Source organism: Sinorhizobium terangae, assembly GCF_029714365.1.
Taxonomy (GTDB): Bacteria; Pseudomonadota; Alphaproteobacteria; order Rhizobiales; family Rhizobiaceae; genus Sinorhizobium; species Sinorhizobium terangae.
In genome coordinates this window covers 22,981-43,926 of record NZ_CP121661.1, presented here as the reverse complement: position 1 = coordinate 43,926, position 20,946 = coordinate 22,981, and the positions used below count along the sequence as shown (strand labels likewise).

Genomic DNA, 20,946 nt, shown 5'->3' with positions numbered 1-20,946 from the left:
CGCGCACCGATGCCGGTTCCGGAGGACGAAATTTCCTCGGCCGGGGTCCGTGTCAGCTCGAAGTCACGGGTTTACGCCCCAACATGTCGGCTTATCTTCACCGTCAGGTCATTCAGGATGTCGGACAGAGCGTCTAGCTCTTGCAGAGAGCGCCCACGTTGATGGATGTTGTGCACAATATCATTACGCACGGTGAGGCACTCACGGGCTAAAAGAAGATCGCGCTCACCAAGAAGGTGCTGCTTTCCAAGCACCTCTAGTACCTTCCCGACGGAGATACGTCGATCCTCAACATACGGTCGCACAACGTCGCGGCAAATTTCTTCGAACCGAGCCCAACGATGCACGAAATACATCGCGTGGTGGGCGGGATACAAACGTCGGAGTTCGACCGTTTCATCCACCAAGTAGGACCTGTCACCGTTGCCCGAAACTCTCTCCGCGGTAGCTACGTTCCTTGCTACGAAATCTGCTTCCGACGCGGTGCTATAGTTCGGAGGCAGTAGGTAATCGCCCTGGCCGCGACGTTTAACAAGCCAAGCTGCCCACGCTGAAGCAACCGAGACAGTAACACCCGCACCGACAAAGAGAAGTGCGCGTACTTGATCATCGGTTAACTCGATATTGTAGAAAAGCAAGATAAAATAGCTGGCCGCAAGTACAGCAAACACTGCGCCGAGAACCGAGTAGATTTTCAACGCAGTCACAAGGGCCCAGAGCCTACGTTGCCGTGCCCGCTTCAAATCACGTTCAGCGAACGACAGAATGTCGTCATCGTGGGTCACGGCTCAGTCCTCTAGGTTCGCAAAGATAATGGCCGCAATCGCCAGTCCAAACAAAATGAACAGAAAGGCAGCGTAGTTCAAATCGCTTAGTCGCTTGGCGTCCCAAGCCAGCCCGAAAATCAGAGGGAGCGCTTGACTGGCGATGCGCGTCAACTTCTTGATCGGCGACCGACGTCGTGGCGCTGCGCCGTGATTGATGAGTGTCGTCGCAGCCTCCACCATGCTATGCGTGACTTCACGACTATTGTTGGTGAGATTATGTCCTGCCTCGAGGCGATTTGCTTCGCCTATTAACCTCTCGCCGTAATGGCGTACCGATTCTTTGAGTCGGTCCTTTGCGTGAGCTGAAAAACCCTCCAGTTCGGCGTCCTCAAATTTTATTTCTAGTGACATTGCAATCCCAACCGGCAACGATCGAGCCTACGATGCCTATCAGTTGTAAATTATCCGGTAATGTGCCGGCTGGCGTGCGTGCCGTGTGAATGCAGACGGGTTGGATAGTCGACTGGAACCGCGGCCGGCGATCTAACACCTTGAAAGGTTATGTACCGATGCCGTCCTCAAATACCTAAGATGCTGATAGAACACGGATAACTGGCGGAATATATTGCCAGCCACATGTCGGTGATGCCATATCGGGTCTCAATTTGAGATCGGGACCTTTCGCTATGCAACTGACACGTCTTGAGCTTTATAAACGGGTCTGCGACGGCCCCCTGAGTAAAGTCGCCCCCGAGTTCGGTATCTCCGGCACGGCGCTGGCCGCCATCTGCAAACAATATCAGGTGCCCTACCCCGGATCCGGATACTGGACCCGCAAATCGCTTGGGCTTCCGACAGAACTGCCAACGTTGCCGGCGACGTCTGACGACATCATCGAGATAACGCCGTCGGTCCCGAAGCCACGACAAAAGAGACCGCCGGAAGAAGGCTCTGTTCGCAACACAAGGGTCGCAGCAAAACCTCATCGTCCGGCACGTCATCCGCTGTTGTTCGGCGTAGAGGAACACTTCCGAAAGACGCGGGATGTGAAAGAGGGCGAGTTCCTCAGGCCCTACAAAAGGATCCTGCCAGATCTGATATCATCAGAACCTGCGTTGCTGCGTGCACTATCGATCGCCAACGACATCTACCTCGCGCTAGACAAACAGGGTTATCGAGTACACATCGCCCCGGCGACTGATGACCTTCGTCGTGTCCACGTCAACGAACAGGAAGTGGTGCTCAAGGATCGTAAATACGGGCGCTACCACTCAGGGAGAATCTGGGGACCGGACCGGCCGACAATCTTCTCCATCGACACGGTGCCAATAGGGCTCGCTCTCACCGAGATGACGGAAAGGGTAACGATGCGATACCTCAACGGTGATTATCATCGTGAGGACAGCAAGCTCATACGATCGGCCAAGCCTTGGCAACTGACGCACTCCTGGACAACGGAGCAGGATATGCCCTGTGGGCGCTTCCGGTTAATTGCTTATTCGCCAAAGAATGGCGTCGATTGGTCTGTCAGTTGGCAGGAGGCGGAGCAGGAGCCGCTTGGCAAGATGATCCCTAGGATCATCGATGCGTTTAAGGCGGCGAAAGACAAGCTTCAACGCCTTATGACAGCCGAGGACGAGGCCGCAGCGAAGAGAAAGAAGGAGCGGGAGGAGGAGTGGGAGCGATACCTACGGCAAGAGGACGCCCGCAAAGCGGCTCAAGCTCTCACTGATAGCCGACAGCAGCTGGCAGAGATCATCGACAAGTGGGGAAAGGCAATGACGGTTGAGCGTTTTTTCGCGGATGCGGAAGAGCGGCTGCGGAGTGCGGATGGAGAGCGTCGACGGCGCCTAGAGGAGCGGCTGACGCTCGCGAGGGTGATGATGGGAAGCGTGGATCCGCTAGATTTCATCGAACACTGGCTGGCCCCGGACGAAAGATACCGTTCAAAATACGTCTAGGCAGTTTCGATTTCGGGCCTCACATCCTTGGATGAGGTGCGCCCAAGTCTTGTCCCTGACGACAGGGCCGATCTGACATCGTCCCGCTGAGCCTAAAGAGATCCTCGCTAATACGCAGCTCAGCAGGAGATGAAGCAGAGGGTTTGCAATCGATAAATCCGCGGGTTTCACACCGAACCTATTGTGTTTCGACATTCATGGTGGGATTGAGGGGCACCAGTAATGATCGCAGCCACCGTTGCGTACTATCTCAGGTACCTGAAATGCCAATTCCCTCCGCGCCTGAAGTTCGACTTGTGTTTGCTGAAAGCCTCGCAACCGCCTTGGAAAACGTAAATGCTCGGCCACTGCTAATCGTAGCGAAAACTGAAAAGGAACCGTTCTACAACAATTTCGGATATCGCTTTCAAACCAACTGCTACTTTCTTCCCGAAGCGCAGGGCATAATTGAAATCCACACTGAAGTCATGTTCCCGGGCCACGACAGCACCTGGCAAGCAATCTCTGAGCTCTTGAAAGACAGCCCAGGTTGGATCGACGCAACGGCTCTAGCCTTGGACCACTGCTCACTTATGTTGAGGGAAGATAGCTATCGTGACCTCGTGGAGCGTGTCGGGCTGGAGTTGGCAGTAGCAATACTCCGACGCCTCGGCGATGCCGTCGTCGTTAGTGCTGAACGGTCGGACAGCGCACGCATGGAGCTTTTTGAGAGCGAAGCTTTTTTCCTGTCAATGCTACGCCAGAACGAGAGCTGGACTGCCTTTCGCAGGGGCTCTCGACATCTGCGATTCACGCAGATCCCAGAGGTCGAAGACGCTGCAACTTCATTCTGCATGTCGGTCGATCTTCCATCCGCAGATAATTCATACCGTGTGGACTTCGATTTTGGCGAGGATCGGCTTATTCGAGACCGTCTCGCGATTTTGATCGGAAAGAACGGGACCGGAAAATCGCAGATTCTGCTGTCGTTGATAGATGGACTTACGCGACATCCCGACGTGAAGTTGGTTCCTCGAAAAAGGTCCGTGCGTTTCACTCATCGTGGTACAGACAAGCGCCGTTTCGGACCGCCCGCCTTCTCGCGTGTCGTCGCTTTTTCGTCGACACCATCTGATCTTTACCCAATAGCACTCGATCCTTGGCTGGGGATCGACTATCAATTCTTTTCGCTAACGCGTCCTCCAATGCAACGATATGACAGTGTAACAATCTCGATCTTTGATTGCTGGCGGGACGACGAGCGGACCGTCTTGCCGCAGATCGACACAACAGAGACTTCCGCAAACTTACCTGCTCGCCTCTTGCTACTGAAGCGGATCTTAGAGCCACTCGACCTGTGGAACACGGTGTACTTGCCGCTCAAAAAAAACGACGCCAGCCAAAAATACAGTCGTTTCAAATGGGACGGACGTGGATACGTCAAACTCGGGGAAAAATATCCTGAGCAGAAGCGGCTGCTTCTCTTTCGGCAGATCGACCTCACGGAGCCGCCCGTTGTTATCGACCGGATGAATTTCACCCCACGCCATCTAAGCAGCGGTGAAAACGTCATGTTCCGCTTCGCCGCACAGGCGTGCGCTGCGGTCGAGCCCGGCACTCTATTCTTGTTCGACGAGCCAGAAACGCATCTACACCCACATTTCATATCCGATTTTGCAGAAATTCTTCATCGGCTCCTGGTCGCAACGAAATCAGTTGCGATTGCAGCGACGCATTCTTCCTACCTTGTCCGAGAGGCCCCATCGCGGAGAGTGCGCATACTAAGATTAGAAGATCGATCAATCAGTATTGATCAGCCACGTCTGCAGACTTTCGGTGCGGGAATAGATTCGATCTCTACCGCAATTTTCGCAGACGCAGAGATCAGTCATCAATTCCAAACTACCTTGCGGAACTGGCTCACTTCACTGAGTCCAGACGTGACCATCGAAAACATACTTGAAGAATATGGCTCTGACATGAACCCCGAGACGCTAGCCTACGTAAGGCGATTGCTGGCTAAACGGGCGGGAACGAGAGCGGTCTGATCAATGCTGGTTCTCAATTTCCCTAAAGAGGACGACGACGGTCCGCTTACGCGAATTCTTGCGCGAAAGGGTTGGGGTCGCTACTCATCCGCATGGCTCAAGGCTTATTCTGACTATGTGCAGTTCCAAGGAGACCCTTGGCAAGTTTCTCCTGCGCCAATTCCGAAGACTCGGCAAAAGGCGCAACGAAAGTTCTATGACACGCGTGCCGGCGGCGGTGCCCTCGCGAGAATCCGATCTACAGCTGGTCTCAAATGTTGCCCAATGTGTGGGTCCGACAACTCCGGTACGCTGGATCATTATCTCCCACGCAAAGAGTATCCAGAATTTTCCATATTTTCCAAGAACCTGATTCCCGCGTGTCCTGCGTGCAACTCAAGCGTGAAGGGTGATATTTACAAAGGCACTTTGTCACCAGAGCGCTTCATTCATCCTTACTTTGACAAACTGGCGGCAAAAGCAGTTTGGAGGGTGAAGATTGTCGCACCCTTCGACGCGCCGAATTTCACTGCCGAACCTATGCCCGGATTTTCGGCAATGGAGGAAAAGCAAATCCAATTTCACATCGGCCACATCCTAGGTGAGCAATTCCAACTCAAAATGGGTACGCTCTTTGGCGATTTTCCACAAAGGATAAGGGACGGCATGGAGCACATTCCGAAGCTCGATCGAGCCAGCACTGAAACTGGGCTAAAAACGATATTGAGAGACGTCGTCACAAGCAGATCGATTAATTCTTGGGAAGCCGCGCTAGTTCGAGGCACGGTTTCAGACCCGGATGTAACTGATCATCTGACCACGCTCGCGAACGGTTGCGTCGCGGTCCCGATCGACATGTAGTGGCCACCTTATCGCTAGTTCAGATGCGGCCCCCAATGGACGCCTGTATCAAATGGAACGTCTTCTGGCGTTACCAGCTGATCATTCGCTTCCACCAACTTTCCGATGACGTCACGCGCCCTCTTATCGATCGCCGCTTCCGAAGCGCTGCTCCACCTAAGAGCAACCGCCTGATCAATGTCATCGATAAAGTGGGGGTTGGGGCTGAATTTCACCGTAAGCGTCCGGTGAAGCAGCCTTTGAGAATTTGCCCAGTGCGCTGAAGTTACGTCGCTAATTCTGTAGTTAGCGACGTAGCCAAGGGTGAACTTATGGGGCGAGTTGAGATTCTGACGGGCGTCGAGCGCCGCCGTATCTGGACGCACGAGGACAAGCTTCGGATTCTTGACGAGGTGGAGACGAGCGGCTCTGGCATCGCCGAGATTGCCCGCCGGCACGACATTCTGCCGCAACAGATTTACACCTGGCGCAAGAAGCTCGGCCAGGACAATAGGCCGGATGTGTCAGGCGTGACGCTATTGCCGGTGGCGCTCATCGGGCCGGATGCGGATGGCAAAGCGGATCGAGCGGCCGCAACAGAACGGGTCGCACCGAAACGGTTGGCAAAGCCATCGCGCATCGAGATCGGCTGCAAGGGTGGCCGAGTCCTGAAGGTCGATGCCTCCATTGCGTCGGAGACGCTGAAAGCCCTGATCCGGTCGGTGGAAGAAGCATGATGGGACCGGGTGCGAATGCCCGCGTCTATCTCGCCTGCGGGGTGACCGACATGCGCAAGGGGATCGACGGACTGACGGCACTTGTGCAGACGGCGCTGCGGCAAAAGCCGGCGTCCGGATCGGTGTTCGTCTTTCGCGGGCGTCGCGGCAACCGGATCAAGCTTCTGTTCTGGGATGGCCAGGGCTTCTGCCTCTATTACAAGGTCCTGGAGAAAGGCCGCTTTCCGTGGCCCTCGGCTGCCGATGGCACGGCCCGGCTGACGGCGGCGCAACTGGCGATGCTGTGGGAAGGGATCGACTGGCGGCGGCCGTCCTGGACCTCTGCGCCGACGCGTGTCGCATAGGACAAAAATCCAATCTTTCCATTGTGATAGCTGGTGAGCTGAGGCCAAATCAGCTATACGTTCCGGCCATGGGACAGAGCCTTTCCGACCTGCCGGATGACGTCGAGAGCTTACGGGCGATCATCGCCGCGCAGGCCGAGGAACTGGCGCGTAAAAGCCAGAAGCTGCGCTCGCGCGACACTTTGATGGAGAAACTGAAGGCTCAGCTTGCCGTTCTGAGAAGGGCCCGCTTCGGTGCCTCGTCGGAGAAGATCGAGCGCTCGATCGAGCAGCTCGAACTGGCGTTGGAAGACATCGAGGCCGCGGACGCGGAGTTCGAGGGCTCGGTGCGTTCCGTCTCGGGCAGCCAAGACAAGGCGAAGCCGAGCCGCCGGCCCTTGCCGGATCACCTACCCCGGCAGGAGGTCGTACATCAGGCGGCCTGCACCTGCCCGGTCTGCGGTGGTTCAAACTTCATTCGCAACGGCGAGACCGTCACCGAGGTGCTCGACTATGTCCCGGCCTCCTTCCGGGTCGTGCGCCATGTGCAGCCGCGCTTCACCTGCAAGGGCTGCGACACCGACACCAAAGCGACAATGCCGTCGTTACCGATCGAGCGCGGCAAGCCGGGTCCGGGACTTGTCGCGCATGTGCTCACCGCCAAATATTGCGATCATCTTCCGCTCTACCGGCAGTCGGAGATTTATGCGCGGGAAGGCGTCGATCTTTCCCGCTCGACCATGGCCGATTGGGTCGGCAAGGCGGGCGCGCTACTTGAGCCGCTCGTTGCCAGACTGCGCGCGCACGTGTTCGTCGGCAGCCGTCTGCATGGCGACGACACACCTGTTCCGGTGTTGGAGCCTGGCAAGGGCAAGACGAAGACTGGACGGCTGTGGAGCTATGTCCGCGATGGTCGCCCCTGGGGCGATGATACGCCGCCTGCCGTCTCCTACTTCTACAGTCCAGATCGCAAGGGCGAGCACCCGAAGGCCCACCTCGCAAGCTTCGTCGGCACGCTCCATGCCGATGGCTATGCCGGCTTCCGCGACCTCTACGAAGCAACCCAACCCAATATACCCGCCGCCATCCAGGAGGCGGCCTGTTGGGCGCATGTCCGCCGCAAGTTCTTCGATCTGACCACCAGCCCCGGAACGCATCCGATCGCCGAAGAGACGTTAGCTCGGATTGGCGAACTCTACGACATCGAGAAGGCGATCCGCGGAGCGCCGCCGGACAGGCGCAAGACCATCCGCCAGAGCCAGGCCAAATCGAAGATCGAGGCGCTCAGGCGGTGGTGGGACAAGATGCTTGCGGAACTGCCGCGCTCGAGCAACACGGCGGAGGCGATCCGTTATGCGATTACGCGCAGGACCGCGCTCTGCCGCTTCCTCGACGACGGCACCATCGAGATCGACAACAATGCCGCCGAGCGGGCGATCCGGCCGATCGCGCTCGGCCGCAATTATGCGAAGCTTAGGATTATGCGCAGGTGTCGTGGCGGAACCAGCACGGCGGCCGTGTCCGCCACGATGATCTCAACATAATCAGAGCGACTGCAGAAAGGTTATCAGCTCGTCGGAGGCTCGGAAACGTCCAGCAGGGGCGCTGGCGGGCTGCAGCTTCATCAACGCCTTCTCTTTCATCGTGAGGTCCGCTTCAACGTACATGTGCGTCGTCGCGGTGTCCTCGTGGCCGAGCCAGAGGGCGATGACGGTGATGTCCACGCCGGACTGCAGCAGATGCATCGCTGTCGTGTGGCGGATAACGTGCGGTGTTATTGCCCGATCGATGAGCGCCGGGTGTTTGCACGCGGCCACCTCGACGGCAAGCTGTAGCCGCTGGGTCACGTTCGAACGTGTCATCCGGTCACCGCTGCGGTTCGGAAGCAGCATCGCATCGGCGAGGGGCTCACCGAGCCGCCGGCGCCAACTACGAAGCAGTGCGGCCGTTGTTCGCCACAACGGCACTGATCGGTCCTTACGGCCTTTGCCATGTAAATGGACAGCCGGCTGTCCTTCGAGCACAACATCGCCCCAGCGCACTGCAATCATCTCGGAAACGCGCGCGCCTGTATTGTACAGGGTGCTGAACATGGCACGATCTCTTTGGCCAGCCCACGTTTTGGCGTCCGGGGCCTCGATGATGGTGCGGATCTCGTCTCTCGACAGAAAGCCAACCATCGGCCGCTCAAATCGCTTTTGCGGGATTGCGAGCGCCCGTTCGATGGTAGCCAGAGCACCGATATCGTGATGTCCAGCGTATTTTAGGAAAGTCCGTATGGCCGCGAGGCGCGCGTTGCGACTTCGCACACTGTTGCCACGTTCCTTCTCGAGATGATCGAGAAACGCCAGGAGCAACGGCGCATCAAGTTCCAGCAGCGTGATCGCGCTTGGCGTTCGGTGCAATCGCTGTGCTGCAAAGCCCAAGAGCATTCTCAACGTGTCGCGATAGGCGGCAACCGTCTCGCGGCTGACGGCGCGATGTTGGCCAAGATGCTCGAGAAAGAACCGTTGGACGAGGGTGGAAAGGGACGGCGCGTTATGATCAGACATGGCCGTCTTCCCCGAGTGCGAAGCCTTCGAAGCGTGATCCGGCGATGGCCATCAGATCGGGGATGCCGGTCATGTACCAATAGGTGTCCGATACTTTGGCGTGGCCGACATAGGTCGAGAGCGCGGCGATGGCGTTATCGATGTCGCATCCTTCTGCCTGCCAGCGCTCCAACCGTCGGCAAATAAAGGTGTGCCTCAGATCATGAATACGAACATGCGAATGGGAGCCGCGCGGAATGATACCGACTGCCGCGCGCAGTCGTTGAAAGACGCCGTGGACGGTGCGCTTTTTGAGGTTTTGGCCACCTGCGACGGTGAAGAAGGCTTGCTCCGCCTCTTGCCTCACGAAGCGTCCTCGGATCTGTAGATATGACTCAAGTGCCTCGGTGACCGACCGATGAAATGGTACATGCCGAGACTTTTGGAACTTGGTCATGCGAACCGTTGCGCAGCGAGCTTCGATGTCGACATCACAGCAACGCAGGTTGATCGCCTCCGAAATGCGCAGGCCGGTTGCGGCGATGAATCCGATCAGTGTCTCGAACACGACCGATCGCAACTCGCCTTTTGCTTGGAGAGCTCGGGCGGCGGCCAGAAGACCGAGGATCTCGTCGTCGGTATAGATGTGGGGAGTCAACCGCCGCCGTGATTTGCCGAATATCGGGCTCGCCGGAAACTCCGTCGCTGGATCCAGGCGCGTCATGTAGGCCGCAAACGGCTTCACGATTGCCAGTCGTCCAGCCCAGGTGAAGGGTTGATTGATGCGCGATCTGTCCTTTGCCCAGTTGATGATTAGGTCACTGGTTAGCCTGCGACAGTCCTGCTCGTCAGCGAAATCGGCAAAAGAACTCAGCAGTTGAGCATTGGGGCCGCTGACGCTGAAGCCGAGCATGGACCGCTCGAGCAGGTAGGCGGCGACATGTTCCTTCATTGTCACCGTCGTCGTCATCACGCCCTCCCTGGCCATGGCAGAGCGACAGCCGACAACCGGTCGAAATCGATCTTGGTGTAGATCTTTGAAGTGTCGAGGCTGCGATGGCGTAGGATATCGGCGATGTGCTTCATCGGTGTGCCCTCGCGCAACAGTCGGCTCGCTACGCTATGGCGTAGAACATGCGGATCGCTGCGATCCCAACCGCACCGCCGAAACGCGGCGATGATTGCTCTCTGGGCTACTCCCGCCTGGACCGGCCGATCATAGGGTGCGACATGGCGGACGAAGACCGCGCGGCTTACCGTCTCGGGCCGTTCGTGCCTGACGTAGTCGGCGATTGCCTCACCCGTTGCCCTGGGTAGCGGCAGACAGTCTGTGAAATGCGTCTTGGAGCGCGCGATCGTGATGGTTCCGTTCTGCCAATCGATATCCTCGATGCGCAGCTTGACCACCTCCGCACAGCGAAGGCCAAGGTCTGTGACACATCTGAGCATGGCATAGGCACGCCGACCAGATGGCAGACCCGCATCGAACGATCCTAGAAGCGCGTCAATCTGGGCTGGTGACAATGTCTCGGGCAGTGACGCCAGACGCCAGTGCGCCGCGCGTGGGATGGCTTGCAGAAGCTTGGCGACCTCGTCACCGCACATCTGGCGGTACCTCAGATAACAGCCTATCGAACTGCCAGCGACGCGCACCGCCCCGGCGCCCCAATCGCGACCTTCACCCAGGACGAACCGCCTCATGGCTACCGGATCGATCTTCGTGACTTCGATATCGTCCGCGCCGAAAGTTTGAGCGAGGAATCTGCCGACAATCAACCCGCGTTGCCGCCGTGTGGTCTCCGCTAAGCCTGCGACGTCACGCATGTAGGCATCGAACCTGGCCAGATCTCTGCTGAGTGCGTCTTGCTCGTCGGTCGGCCGAATGGCTCTCTCGGTCTCCAGCAGTCTTAGAAGGTGGCGAATGGCGGTCCGTAGTTCATGCCGCGTCCGACGAACCGGCTGACGACAACTGCAAATTGGCAGGTGGTCGTTAAGAAAGCGATCCAGCACCGCCGTGCACAGCGACGAAAGGCCAATGTGTTGCTCGTCAATCCAGCGTGCGAAATGCGCAACGCTCGCAAGATAGACGCGGATCACGTTGTGCGCGTACCGGTCTTCCTGCAGACGAGCGACGTAGCGGTCTTGGTAAGCTGACAGAATGCTGGACGACAGCCATGCTTGTGGTCCAGGCTGCAAAATGACGGGCTTCATGGAGATCTCCCCTTCCAGTGATTGGAGCAGGGAGAATGAAATTATGCTCAGTTGGAATCGTCACGCTGCTTTCGAAATCGCTGTAAAGCAAAGGTTATTTGCCGAGGGGCCAGAGAGCCTGCGCATAATCCTGAGCTTCGCATAATTGCGGTTATGCAGAGATTTGCATAACCGGAAGAACTGGCTCTTCGCCGGATCGGACAAGGGCGGCGAGCGTGCCGCGGCGATCCTGTCGCTCATCCAATCCGCCAAGCTCAACGGTCTCGATCCCGAAGCCTATCTTCGCGACGTCCTCACCCGCATCGCCGACCATCCGATCAACAGGATCGAAGAACTGCTCCCGTGGAGCATGCAGCATCAAGATCGATAGTATCTGTCACGCCGGCAATAGATCACTCGCTGCGCGACGGGCGGCCCTTCAATATCAGGACTAGGAAGGCGGCAACACCAAAGGCGGTAGCGAAGGCAGCCCACAAGCCAACGATGAGCGTCATGGTGTAGAATGAGAAAGGTTCTTCTTTCGCGGTTGCAATGACCGCCCCGCGATTGCGGACTTCGCCGACAATGATCGCCTCGATAACCTTGTAGAGAACTCCGGGACCAGACGCCGCTAGACCGATTGCAGCAATGATTTTACTGAGCCGGGGAAACGGCCCCACGGAGAGATGAAACGCGAAAATACGCACCCAATCCCGTAAATAGGCCACCATACCCTTTCCGAATCTTGACAGCATCCCCCGAGGTGGTGAGCGACCGTCACCTCGGAGCGCTTCGACCTCTCGGAGTTTATCCAGTAGCCGTTTCGTTGTTCTGGGCATTCGCCGATGTTGGCTGTTTTGACGCGATCAAACTGCAAGTTATCGCACGAGCCGTTTCGGTAAAGTAAAGGCGAGCCGTCAGCGCGAAGCTGCCTTACCGGACGCTTACATTTCACCTTGTGGGCAAGAAGTAGGCTCTCATATCGGCGATAGGACCCGAGTAGAAGATTGTTGTATTTTGGCCCAGGATGCATCCAGGAGGAGTCGACCAGCGCCGTTTGTAGGGGGGTAAGGTCCAGTTTCCTCAACGTACCGTACGAGAGGTCGTCGTAGACTAGCGCGTTGTCCGCATCGCGGTTGATGAAGTCCAGAGCAATGCGCGGGAGATAGTCAGCCGGGATAGATGCAATCTCCGTTCGGAACGTCAGGTCAAAGCAATAAGAGCCCCCGGTGCGAACTAGAGCTTGGGATGCGGGCTTCCAGAGACTTCGCATCGCCGCTCGCTCTTTGTCATGATATTGGCCTGCCTCCATGCGCTTGCATTCGATTGCGAACCGCTTGTCCCCGCGCTTTACATCGAGGTCGTGCGTCCGCCCACGTCCGGGCTTTTCGGGGTGGAAGGCGACATCATAGCCTTCGTTGACATACTTAGCTGCCACCAGGAATTCGAACAAACCGCCGTTCGGCTGAGCTCGTTCTTTGAAGATCAACCGATGAAGGCGATCCCTGTTTCCCCCACCCGCTCAAGATTGTCCAGGTTCCTACCTAAAGCCGCGAGAATAGGGACCACCCTGCAGCCGTAAACCACCTCGTAGTTTTGGGGATGGTCGTTGAACGCTTCTCCTAGAAACAGATACCAGGCAAACAGATCCTTGTTGTCAAAGTATATCCCAATTCCGGTAGGGTCAGCTTGTTCGCCGACCAGCGACTGGTAAAAGCGCTTGGCGGTGGCGTCCCGCCGAAGACGCCATTCCTCTTGCCCCATGGCTGATTTCAGATGCTCGACATATCGCTTTAGGTCCGGGCTATGCCCAAAAAGCGGAAGTTCGTCCTCATGGAGGACGTACATATCCGGCGGGAATTCAAGCAGACGTCTCAAGCAGGACTCCTTGGCCTCGCAACTAGCGAGCAAGAATATTTGGATGCCAACCCGGATGGCCGCCAAAGGTTCGGCCGGATGTTAGCCTTTTCATCAAAGATAGGATGCGATGGCTGCTCTTAGGCAACCTATAAAGGCGTCCTCGCGCGCCGGATTGCTCCGGAATTCCTCGCGAAGCGACAATGGGATCTCGAGCTGGACCCCAGCCTTTGTGACGCCCCGGTTGCAAATGTTATCGCGGTGAACGCCCTTGAACTTCGGTGGATCGAAGAGAACAGGAAATCCCGATTCATGAAGCGCGCCACCGATATGCTCTGACAGATTGCGGTCCAGCCCCCCCATCCAAGTCCTCTCAGGGTCATCACCATCTCGCCGGCCATGGAGCGCGATTACGACCTCGGCCGATTTCACTGCGGCCAAGGCCTCTGGTACGTCATAGTGCTCAGACGCGATATGCATTTCTACTCTGTTGTTCGCGGCGAGGTTGGCCTCAAACAGGTAACATGAGTAGTCTTGTGCCGCCGTGGCCCGAGCGATTTCCGCGGTGCGAACCTCGATCTTGCCCCCGTGCGGCGCCATGATCAGTACGGATGGCTTAACCGAACCCGTTCTGGTTTCCACGTTAAAGTGCTCGCCACGAACATAAACCGCAGCAAGGTCGTGGTATGATTCAAATCGATCCTTCGCCATTCATCCCCCTATTCAACTCTCAATGGATGCGTTGCCATTCTCAAGTTTAGACTCACAAATAGTTGTGAGCTTCGTTGCCACACCACCAATCTCCACTTGCCGTTCCCATGGAGAATTTTCCATAATCACCAAGCGAATCAATCTGGGGTGAGCCATGACGAATTCTGCCATAGATGCCGTTCTTGTCTCATCCCCTCCGGATGTGGCACAGGTCGTCCGTGCCGATCTGCGAGGTGTTCTCGCCCGTGTTATGGCGGGTACCGGTCTTAGCCAAACCCGTGCCGCCAAGCTTTGTTCGACAGACCAACCGACCCTTTCGAAGGTTTTGTCTGGTCGTAGCGATATCGTAAGCACTGACCAGCTTCTACGGTGGCTGGTACAATTAGGCTGCGACGTCGCGATTGAGGTCCGTACCCCATCCGAAGGGAGTCCTGGTTCAATTAGGACCACCTTCGATGAATGAACACACCTCAATGCATAGGCTGGCCCTGCGGAGTGAGGGAGCCGCGCTTTACTTTGACCACCATGCAACCACCCCTGTTGATCCCCGGGTCGCTGAGGTGGCAGTTCGCATGATGCTCGAGGAATTCGGCAATGCAAATAGCGTTGAAAACCTTCACGGCGAACGAGCTGCGCTCACTGTTGCTCAATCGAAAGAGAAGATCGCGCGCCTCTTGTCCGCGGAACCGACCGACGTGCATTTCACGTCTGGATCAACTGAGGCTATCCAGCTTGCGATAGCTCATTCGATCGCGGTTCATCGCGGTCCTCTACGAATCGCGATCAGCCGAGTGGAGCATAAGGCTGTGATCGATACCGCCTTGCGCGCCGAGCGCTTGGGATTGGCAACCATATCGTGGATCGAGGTCGACGCCAAAGCTCAACTCGACTTGGAGAGCTATCGGCGCATCCTAAAAGAAGGTGTCGACCTCGTATGCGTTATGGCTGCCAACAACGAGGTAGGCACTGTTTATCCCATCGACACAATCGTTCGCGAGGCGAGCGAACACGGTGCAGATGCGCTGGTCGACGCCACCCAAGCAATTGGACGTACGCCTCTGGACTTGGGAGACCTTGGTGCCGCATATGTCATCTTAAGCGGTCATAAGATTTACGGTCCTAAAGGCATCGGCGCACTCATTTCGCCAAGTTTCGATTACCCGTCGACATTCGGCCTCCAAGGCGCGCATCATCCGACGCCCAATGTTAGCGGTATCGCTGCGTTAGGTTTCGCATGCGAGCTCATGGAGCTTGAGGGTGAGGCAGAAAGCGCCCGACTCTCGCAGCTGAGGGATTTGTTACAAGACCGCTTATATGCGCTGGTTCCCGGCCTGATAGTGAATGGCGACGAAGTGAATCGCCTGCCCCATAACCTTCACGTTTCAGCACCGGGGGCGCCCAACGATGTGGTTTTGAGCCGTCTTCGGGGCAAGGTGTCAATTTCGACTGGCTCAGCCTGCAATACTGGCGCGCAAGAGCCATCACACGTGCTAAGGGCGATGGGATTGCCCAATTCTCAAATCGAAAGTTGCCTGCGGATCGGATTGGGCCGAACAACGACAGCTGACGATGTTGAGCGTGCAGCCATCGAAATAGCAGACGCTATCAACGATGTTCGTAATTCATTATCCGGGGTCATCGATGTTTGACATATCCGCCACCGAGGGTCAGCCAGGCTATCGATTTTCGGGGCACGAAACCTTTGCATGCCGCTACGCGTGGCTGCCGAAGGCCTACCGAGCAATCGTTGCAAACGCCAGCATTTTCTACAACGAAGATGCTGCGATGGTCGAGCTTGGCATCGGCAAGAACATGGTTCGTGCGCTGCGTTTCTGGGTTGACGCGATGGGCATCGCCCACCCCACCACTGACCGCACGCACGAGATTTCGGACCTCGGACACGTTATATTTGGAGAGAACGGCTTCGACCCGTATCTGGAAGACAGCAGAACACTTTGGCTTCTACACTGGAACCTCTCCTCGTCTGCGACTCCAGCTATTTTCGCATGGTACTATTTGCTAGGCGCGTGGCCGTACGCTGAGTTTTCTCGGTCTGAAGCGCTCACAGCATTCGCCCGGCAATCTCAGCGCCTAGGGCATTCTCATTCCGAGATTACCCTGGGCCAGCACCTGGACGTCTTCTTGCACACCTATCTCTCGGCACGCGGCTCTAGGGCGGGGATCGAAGACTCTCTGGATGGCCCGCTTGTCGAGTTGCGCCTGCTGCAACAGACCGGTGAACGCCGTGCCGAAGGGGGACGTTGGGAGGCTATGTACGCCTTCCGGAAGGAGCCCAAGGCAGATATCACCAATGATCTCTTTGCTTATGCCGTTTTGGACTATTGGGAACGAACAGCGCCCGGTGAAAAGACGATTCCTGTTCGACACCTTCTCTCCGCGGCAGGTGCGCCCGGCCAGTCATTCAAACTCCCAGAAGAAGACGTTCGTGCCCGACTTGAGAGCCTTTCTCTCCACGGCCGACACGGCTTCACCTATCGCCCATCAGCCATTCAGGGGCTGTTGACGCGCGAAGCCCCTATTAAGGCTGACGCGCGGACAATTTATGCGAACGAGGCAAACATCAATGGCTGAGCCGGGCTCCGCGACAATCACCGAGATTTTCTCGATCCCTGGTCGGTTCCTTCGGTCAGTCCAACTGGAAAAAGACTTCTTGGACGCATCCGCGCTCGAGAACTACATTGTCACGCCGCCCATGGCAGACGCTCTGCGTCAGATCCTGTCGAGCGTCCGCAACGGCTCGAAGCGTCGGGCTTGGCGTATCACTGGCGACTATGGCGTCGGAAAGTCGTCCATGGCGCTGGTGTTGGCTCGACTCTTGGCCGATCCCTCGGGGAAAGACTCCAAACGCGTAGCCAAGGCAATAGGTTGGCGCGCTGGTAACAATGATCGACGTTTCCTGCCCATTCTGGTGACAGGAAGCCGAGAAAGCATCCCGAGTGCCGTCGCTCGCGCGATTCGAGAGGGCATCATTCACTCAGCCTGCGCTGACTTGCTTGATGCGCAGGTTGAAGCGGCGTTGGAAGCTTGTGAAACAACCGGCTCCGTCCGCTCGTTGGAACAGCTTATATCTCTGATGACCAAGCGCACGGCGAACCGAGACCTCGGATTGCTGTTGATCATCGATGAGCTGGGAAAGCTCCTCGAGCATGCGGCATTGAATCCCGACCAGGAGGATGTCTTCCCGCTGCAGCGACTGGCCGAGATGGCGGCTCGTAGCAACGCCAGCCCCTTCTTGCTTGTCGGTATCCTCCATCAGGGCTTCCAAGCTTATGCCGAACGCCTCCCGCTGGCCCTTCGCCACGAGTGGGACAAGGTCGCTGGTCGTTTTGAGGAAATCGTGTTCGACCAACCACTGGTTCATTCAGCGGCTCTGGTCGCCGGGGCGCTGGGTGTGGACGAAGGCGCGCTGCCCGCGAGCGTAAGAACGCAAGCGAACTCAGCTCTTGAGAAGGCGGGTCAGGTTGGCTGGCTTGGCGGCCGCGGATTCACTATTGACCCCGCTCGCTTTTATCCCCTGCATCCTGCTCTTCTTCCGGTGATGGTGCGGTTCTTTTCGCATTTCGGCCAGAGTGAACGATCTTTATTCGGCTTTCTCCTATCGAGCGAGCCAATGGCGTTGCAGGCATTCGCAGCCGCCACTGAGGTTGGCGAAAGCTGGTTCGACGCCGCTCGCTTCTACGACTACGTTAGAGCGTCATTTGGACATCGGGTGTCGGCTGGAAACTATAAGAACCAGTGGCTTCGCATCGTTGCGACGATCGACAGCTGTGTTGGTATCGCCCCTGCTGAACTCAAGGTCCTGAAGACGGTAGGACTACTCAACCTGCTCGACTCCGACGATTTGTTACCGACAAGTCGGACAATCGACGCATGTTTGTCAGGCTCCGGCGATTTGGCCGCAGCTATCGACACTCTTGTTCGGGACGGCCTCTTGTTCGAGCGCGGTGGCTCTGGGGCGTTCCGCCTTTGGCCGACCTCGAGTATCAACCTAACGGCATCCGTAAATGCGGCCAAGCGAGCGGTCGGCGAAGTCGAAGCCGTTGCGCCGGCTCTTTCTGAGATCTTGGATGGCGAGATGGTACTTGCGCGTCGCCATTATCTCGAAACCGGGACTATGCGGTATTTTGAGCTAAGATACGCCACCGCTGAAGATGTAGGCAAGGCAGCAAGCAAGCCAACAAACGCAGATGGTCTCATCATTGTGGCGCTCGCTGACCAAAAGGATCAGCAGCAGATTGCACGGGACATCGCCCGCACTCCCCTCGTAGCTGAAAATCCTGCGACATTGGTCGCCGTGCCGGCCCCTGTCTGGCAGCTCGCGTCCTACCTCCGCGACGTGTTGGTTTGGCGTTGGGTCGAAGCGAACACGCCTGACTTGTCCAGCGATGATTTCGCATCCGCTGAGGTCAAACGTCAAATCGCGCGCTCGCGCCAGGCACTGGTAGCGCAATTCACCGAGTTGGCCAGGATCGATGCAAACTCGGGCATGGAATGGATCTATGGCGGTAAGAATTACGACGCGACCGGCAACCTACCAAAGGTCGTTTCTCAACTCTGCACTGATCTCTATCCGCTGAGCCCGAGGGTCATGAACGAGCTTGTAAATCGCAATGTCCTCAGCAGTGCCGCGGCTTCTGCGCGAATGCGTTTGATCGAGGGCCTTTTCAAGGCACCGGAGCTGCCGCTCCTTGGGATGGACGAGCGCAAGTCCCCGCCTGAAAAATCGATGTACCTTTCAGTACTTCAGAAGGGTGCACTGCATGTGGCGGATGGCGAAACCTTCACGTTACGGATCCCCCAAGCCTCGAACGATCCGCTGCATCTTGAACCAAGTTTGACCGAAATCGTCAGAATGGTGAGGGCCGGCAAAGGTTGTAGGATCGCTATCACCGACATCCTTAGCCGACTTTCAAATCGGCCATACGGCGTGCGGGATGGATTGGCTCCAATTTTGTTGGCAGTAGTGGTCAGAGTGCATGGCCATGAGCTGGCTCTCTACGAGAACGGCACCTTCCTTCCGAGATTTGGCGCTATGGAGTTCCTGCGCCTGATCAAAGCGCCACAAACCTTCGAAATTCAGCATTGCAGCGTCGAAGGTGTGCGCTCGCACGTATTTGCCCGCCTCGCAAACCTCTTTGCATCGGGGATCGAAGGCCGCCAACCGGTTCTGCTAGACGTCGTGACTGAGCTCTGCCAGTTTGCAGCAAAACTCCCTGAGTACACTCGAAAGTCGAAAGGCTTGTCGCCGGCGACACTCGCCGTGCGCGACGCACTCCTATCCGCGCGCGAGCCGGCGACGCTTTTGTTTGCTGACCTGCCCAACGCCTGCGGCCTTCCGATCTTCCGCATTGATGAAGCCGATGAGAGTTCGGTTGAAGAGTTCATCAGCCGCTTTACAGATGCGGTTCAAGAACTTCAGAACACCTATTCAGATCTCATCGCACGCATCGTTAAGAGAACGAGCGAAGCGGCCGGTCAGGACCCAGAAAAATTCGATCGTGTCGCATTGGCGTCTCGAGGCGCTCGCGTGTCACTCGCTGCCCGCGAACCGCGCCTTCGCGCCTTTGCGCTTCGACTACGGGATCCCGCCCTACATGACGAGGCCTGGGCGGAGTCCCTGGCTAGTTTTGTGGTGGCTAAGCCTCCCGCCCGCTGGATGCCTGGTGACGAAGCCCGGTTTACCGAAGAGATTGCTGCACTGGCCGAGCTCTTTGCAAAGGTCGAGAGTACAGCATTCTCCACCTCAGAGGATCGCCCAAATACCGAAGCGATACGTTTAAATCTAACTCGCGGTGACGGAAGAGACCTCGTTCGTGTCCTTCATCCGGTCGATCTAAACGCTGCGGACCAGAAAAAAATGGAAACGTTCACGGACTGGTTGCCACAAGGTGACGCGCAACGAATTCAAATCCTTGCCAGTCTCCTTTGGCAAGAGCTGGCTCGTACCAGGGAAACCTCCACAGACGAGAAAAGCTCTGGCGCAGCAGGTGTGAGAACGCAGAATGACAACTGATTATGCATCTCAGATTTTTTCATCGTTCGGGTCGGAGCAGCCGCGACATATCTTGAGCCTTTCTGGGGGGAAAGACAGCGCGGCACTCGCTATCTACCTTCGCGACCGTGTTCCAGAAATCGAGTATATTTTCCACGATACGGACAAAGAGCTTCCCGAGACCTACGATTATATCGGGCGTCTGGAAGCCATTTTGGGCAAGCCGATTGTTCGCACAACCCCGACAGACAGCTTTGATCATTGGCTGACGGTTTATCGCGGGATGCTCCCGTCGAACCACCGTAGGTGGTGCACTAAGATGCTCAAGCTCAAGCCGTTCGAAGCTTATGTCGGTGACGGGCCAGTAATCAACTACGTTGGTCTTCGCGCAGACGAAAACAGAACCGGTTACATCAGCACGAAACCGAACATCTTGGCCGTTTACCCATTTCAAGACGACGGCTTGGTACGGGCAGACATAATAGCGATCTTGGAAGACTCGGGACTTGGTCTGCCACCTTATATGGATTGGGGCCGGTCCCGGTCAGGATGCTACTTCTGCTTCTATCAGCAGAAAATCGAATGGGTGCGTCTGTTGGAAACCCATCCGACGTATTTCGACCTTGCAATGGAATACGAGGAACGTGCGGTTCAGTTTGGTGAGCAGTTTTTCTGGTGCCAGAATGAGCCCTTGCGTGACCTCGCAAAGCCGGAGCGCGTCGCCAAGATCAAATCAGACTGGGAAAAAGCTCAGGCGAAGAAGAGGGCCAATAGGAAATCGTTGTCACTCGTCGAAACCCTCGGCGGTTTGGAGGTTGAAGACGATAGCCATTTGCGCGACGGTTGTCTTGTATGCTCAATATAAAGATGTAGTTGTAGATTAGCGATCGAAAGGAGTCGGTCGCGTATCGACCAGCGAATGGGTATCGGGGGCAGATGGGATGAGTGGGTTGGGGGGCCGATGGGTTCGCTTCTTACGACAGTACGGACCGATCTCAAGAAATGACAAT

20 protein-coding genes and 1 pseudogene are annotated in these 20,946 nt (G+C 56.8%); 13 read left to right on the top strand and 8 right to left on the bottom strand.

All coding sequences use genetic code 11. From position 1 onward, the window contains the following. Positions 1 to 71: 71 nt before the first annotated feature. Together QA637_RS28615 and QA637_RS28610 are read right to left on the bottom strand one after the other, a co-directional pair. Entirely contained in the window at positions 72 to 785 is a 714-nt protein-coding gene (locus tag QA637_RS28615; RefSeq protein ID WP_283067775.1) for a hypothetical protein, read from the bottom strand. Between the two features lie 3 nt (positions 786 to 788). Then, positions 789 to 1,178: a hypothetical protein gene (locus tag QA637_RS28610; protein ID WP_283067774.1), complete on the bottom strand. Its 390-nt coding sequence runs from the start codon at positions 1,176 to 1,178 to the stop codon at positions 789 to 791. A gap of 275 nt (positions 1,179 to 1,453) precedes the next feature. Between QA637_RS28610 and QA637_RS28605 the strand changes: the two genes are divergently transcribed. From QA637_RS28605 to tnpC, 7 genes are all read left to right on the top strand, one after another. Continuing rightward, positions 1,454 to 2,728, top strand: coding sequence for a hypothetical protein (locus tag QA637_RS28605; RefSeq protein WP_283067772.1), 1,275 nt, complete (start codon positions 1,454 to 1,456; stop codon positions 2,726 to 2,728). A gap of 263 nt (positions 2,729 to 2,991) precedes the next feature. Next, the gene (locus QA637_RS28600; RefSeq protein WP_283067771.1) at positions 2,992 to 4,755 is read left to right on the top strand and encodes an AAA family ATPase; all 1,764 of its coding nucleotides are present in this window, start codon (positions 2,992 to 2,994) and stop codon (positions 4,753 to 4,755) included. A 3-nt stretch (positions 4,756 to 4,758) separates the two neighbouring features. Next, positions 4,759 to 5,595 (top strand): HNH endonuclease, encoded by an 837-nt coding sequence (locus tag QA637_RS28595; RefSeq protein ID WP_283067770.1) that lies wholly within the window; start codon positions 4,759 to 4,761, stop codon positions 5,593 to 5,595. Between the two features lie 35 nt (positions 5,596 to 5,630). Further along, positions 5,631 to 5,858 (top strand): hypothetical protein, encoded by a 228-nt coding sequence (locus tag QA637_RS28590; protein WP_283067768.1) that lies wholly within the window; start codon positions 5,631 to 5,633, stop codon positions 5,856 to 5,858. Positions 5,859 to 5,906: 48 nt separating this feature from the next. Continuing rightward, positions 5,907 to 6,311: an IS66-like element accessory protein TnpA gene (gene tnpA, locus QA637_RS28585; RefSeq protein ID WP_283067766.1), complete on the top strand. Its 405-nt coding sequence runs from the start codon at positions 5,907 to 5,909 to the stop codon at positions 6,309 to 6,311. Beyond that, a complete protein-coding gene (tnpB, locus tag QA637_RS28580; protein WP_283067764.1) occupies positions 6,308 to 6,655 on the top strand; it encodes an IS66 family insertion sequence element accessory protein TnpB in 348 nt (115 codons plus the stop codon). The genes tnpA and tnpB overlap by 4 nt, the downstream gene beginning before the upstream one ends. 68 nt (positions 6,656 to 6,723) lie before the next feature. Next, a complete protein-coding gene (gene tnpC, locus QA637_RS28575) occupies positions 6,724 to 8,178 on the top strand; it encodes an IS66 family transposase (RefSeq protein ID WP_283067762.1) in 1,455 nt (484 codons plus the stop codon). Here the strand turns inward: tnpC and QA637_RS28570 are convergent, their stop codons facing one another. Genes QA637_RS28570 through QA637_RS28560 form a run of 3 tightly spaced genes read right to left on the bottom strand, consistent with a single transcriptional unit; the run spans position 8,179 to position 11,376 of the window. Further along, entirely contained in the window at positions 8,179 to 9,186 is a 1,008-nt protein-coding gene (locus QA637_RS28570) for a tyrosine-type recombinase/integrase (RefSeq protein WP_283067760.1), read from the bottom strand. Continuing rightward, entirely contained in the window at positions 9,179 to 10,135 is a 957-nt protein-coding gene (locus QA637_RS28565) for a tyrosine-type recombinase/integrase (RefSeq protein WP_283067758.1), read from the bottom strand. The genes QA637_RS28570 and QA637_RS28565 overlap by 8 nt, the downstream gene beginning before the upstream one ends. Next, the gene (locus QA637_RS28560; RefSeq protein ID WP_283067756.1) at positions 10,135 to 11,376 is read right to left on the bottom strand and encodes a site-specific integrase; all 1,242 of its coding nucleotides are present in this window, start codon (positions 11,374 to 11,376) and stop codon (positions 10,135 to 10,137) included. Before QA637_RS28560 ends, QA637_RS28565 begins: the two co-directional genes overlap by 1 nt. 172 nt (positions 11,377 to 11,548) lie before the next feature. On the opposite strand from QA637_RS28560, the pseudogene QA637_RS28555 reads away from it, so the two are divergent. After that, a pseudogene (locus QA637_RS28555) lies at positions 11,549 to 11,746 on the top strand (transposase domain-containing protein); the annotation flags it as partial. A gap of 22 nt (positions 11,747 to 11,768) precedes the next feature. Here QA637_RS28555 and QA637_RS28550 read toward each other — a convergent pair. The 3 genes from QA637_RS28550 to QA637_RS28540 all read right to left on the bottom strand — a co-directional run bounded on the left by QA637_RS28550 (position 11,769) and on the right by QA637_RS28540 (position 13,923). Beyond that, positions 11,769 to 12,086, bottom strand: a complete 318-nt coding sequence (locus QA637_RS28550; protein ID WP_283067754.1) for a hypothetical protein — start codon at positions 12,084 to 12,086, stop codon at positions 11,769 to 11,771. A gap of 754 nt (positions 12,087 to 12,840) precedes the next feature. Further along, complete coding sequence (locus QA637_RS28545; RefSeq protein ID WP_283067753.1) at positions 12,841 to 13,233, bottom strand: hypothetical protein; 393 nt, start codon at positions 13,231 to 13,233, stop codon at positions 12,841 to 12,843. 93 nt (positions 13,234 to 13,326) lie between these two features. Further along, entirely contained in the window at positions 13,327 to 13,923 is a 597-nt protein-coding gene (locus tag QA637_RS28540) for a poly-gamma-glutamate hydrolase family protein (protein WP_283067752.1), read from the bottom strand. A 154-nt stretch (positions 13,924 to 14,077) separates the two neighbouring features. Here QA637_RS28540 and QA637_RS31090 point away from each other — a divergent pair, with 154 nt between their 5' ends. The 5 genes from QA637_RS31090 to QA637_RS28520 are packed head-to-tail and all read left to right on the top strand — an operon-like array spanning position 14,078 to position 20,801. After that, a complete protein-coding gene (locus QA637_RS31090; protein ID WP_379937353.1) occupies positions 14,078 to 14,386 on the top strand; it encodes an XRE family transcriptional regulator in 309 nt (102 codons plus the stop codon). Further along, a complete protein-coding gene (locus QA637_RS28535; RefSeq protein ID WP_283067751.1) occupies positions 14,379 to 15,572 on the top strand; it encodes a cysteine desulfurase family protein in 1,194 nt (397 codons plus the stop codon). Before QA637_RS31090 ends, QA637_RS28535 begins: the two co-directional genes overlap by 8 nt. After that, positions 15,565 to 16,515: a DUF4007 family protein gene (locus QA637_RS28530; protein WP_283067749.1), complete on the top strand. Its 951-nt coding sequence runs from the start codon at positions 15,565 to 15,567 to the stop codon at positions 16,513 to 16,515. The genes QA637_RS28535 and QA637_RS28530 overlap by 8 nt, the downstream gene beginning before the upstream one ends. Further along, positions 16,508 to 19,957 carry a DUF6079 family protein gene (locus QA637_RS28525; RefSeq protein WP_283067748.1) on the top strand — a complete coding sequence of 1,150 codons (3,450 nt, stop codon included), beginning with the start codon at positions 16,508 to 16,510 and terminating at the stop codon, positions 19,955 to 19,957. Before QA637_RS28530 ends, QA637_RS28525 begins: the two co-directional genes overlap by 8 nt. Continuing rightward, entirely contained in the window at positions 19,947 to 20,801 is an 855-nt protein-coding gene (locus QA637_RS28520) for a phosphoadenosine phosphosulfate reductase family protein (RefSeq protein WP_173519398.1), read from the top strand. The genes QA637_RS28525 and QA637_RS28520 overlap by 11 nt, the downstream gene beginning before the upstream one ends. Positions 20,802 to 20,946 lie beyond the last annotated feature (145 nt).

What these genes read in the sequence shown, in the direction of transcription:
- QA637_RS28605 (WP_283067772.1), top strand. Translation starts at nt 1,454, where the DNA reads ATGCAACTGACACGTCTTGAGCTTTATAAACGGGTCTGCGACGGCCCC.
- QA637_RS28595 (WP_283067770.1), top strand. Translation starts at nt 4,759, where the DNA reads ATGCTGGTTCTCAATTTCCCTAAAGAGGACGACGACGGTCCGCTTACG.
- QA637_RS28570 (WP_283067760.1), bottom strand. Translation starts at nt 9,186, where the DNA reads ATGTCTGATCATAACGCGCCGTCCCTTTCCACCCTCGTCCAACGGTTC.
- tnpA (WP_283067766.1), top strand. Translation starts at nt 5,907, where the DNA reads ATGGGGCGAGTTGAGATTCTGACGGGCGTCGAGCGCCGCCGTATCTGG.
- QA637_RS28520 (WP_173519398.1), top strand. Translation starts at nt 19,947, where the DNA reads ATGACAACTGATTATGCATCTCAGATTTTTTCATCGTTCGGGTCGGAG.
- QA637_RS28565 (WP_283067758.1), bottom strand. Translation starts at nt 10,135, where the DNA reads ATGACGACGACGGTGACAATGAAGGAACATGTCGCCGCCTACCTGCTC.
- QA637_RS28600 (WP_283067771.1), top strand. Translation starts at nt 2,992, where the DNA reads ATGCCAATTCCCTCCGCGCCTGAAGTTCGACTTGTGTTTGCTGAAAGC.
- QA637_RS28525 (WP_283067748.1), top strand. Translation starts at nt 16,508, where the DNA reads ATGGCTGAGCCGGGCTCCGCGACAATCACCGAGATTTTCTCGATCCCT.
- QA637_RS28550 (WP_283067754.1), bottom strand. Translation starts at nt 12,086, where the DNA reads ATGGTGGCCTATTTACGGGATTGGGTGCGTATTTTCGCGTTTCATCTC.
- QA637_RS28535 (WP_283067751.1), top strand. Translation starts at nt 14,379, where the DNA reads ATGAATGAACACACCTCAATGCATAGGCTGGCCCTGCGGAGTGAGGGA.
- tnpB (WP_283067764.1), top strand. Translation starts at nt 6,308, where the DNA reads ATGATGGGACCGGGTGCGAATGCCCGCGTCTATCTCGCCTGCGGGGTG.
- QA637_RS28590 (WP_283067768.1), top strand. Translation starts at nt 5,631, where the DNA reads ATGGACGCCTGTATCAAATGGAACGTCTTCTGGCGTTACCAGCTGATC.
- QA637_RS28610 (WP_283067774.1), bottom strand. Translation starts at nt 1,178, where the DNA reads ATGTCACTAGAAATAAAATTTGAGGACGCCGAACTGGAGGGTTTTTCA.
- QA637_RS31090 (WP_379937353.1), top strand. Translation starts at nt 14,078, where the DNA reads ATGACGAATTCTGCCATAGATGCCGTTCTTGTCTCATCCCCTCCGGAT.
- QA637_RS28540 (WP_283067752.1), bottom strand. Translation starts at nt 13,923, where the DNA reads ATGGCGAAGGATCGATTTGAATCATACCACGACCTTGCTGCGGTTTAT.
- QA637_RS28560 (WP_283067756.1), bottom strand. Translation starts at nt 11,376, where the DNA reads ATGAAGCCCGTCATTTTGCAGCCTGGACCACAAGCATGGCTGTCGTCC.
- tnpC (WP_283067762.1), top strand. Translation starts at nt 6,724, where the DNA reads ATGGGACAGAGCCTTTCCGACCTGCCGGATGACGTCGAGAGCTTACGG.
- QA637_RS28530 (WP_283067749.1), top strand. Translation starts at nt 15,565, where the DNA reads ATGTTTGACATATCCGCCACCGAGGGTCAGCCAGGCTATCGATTTTCG.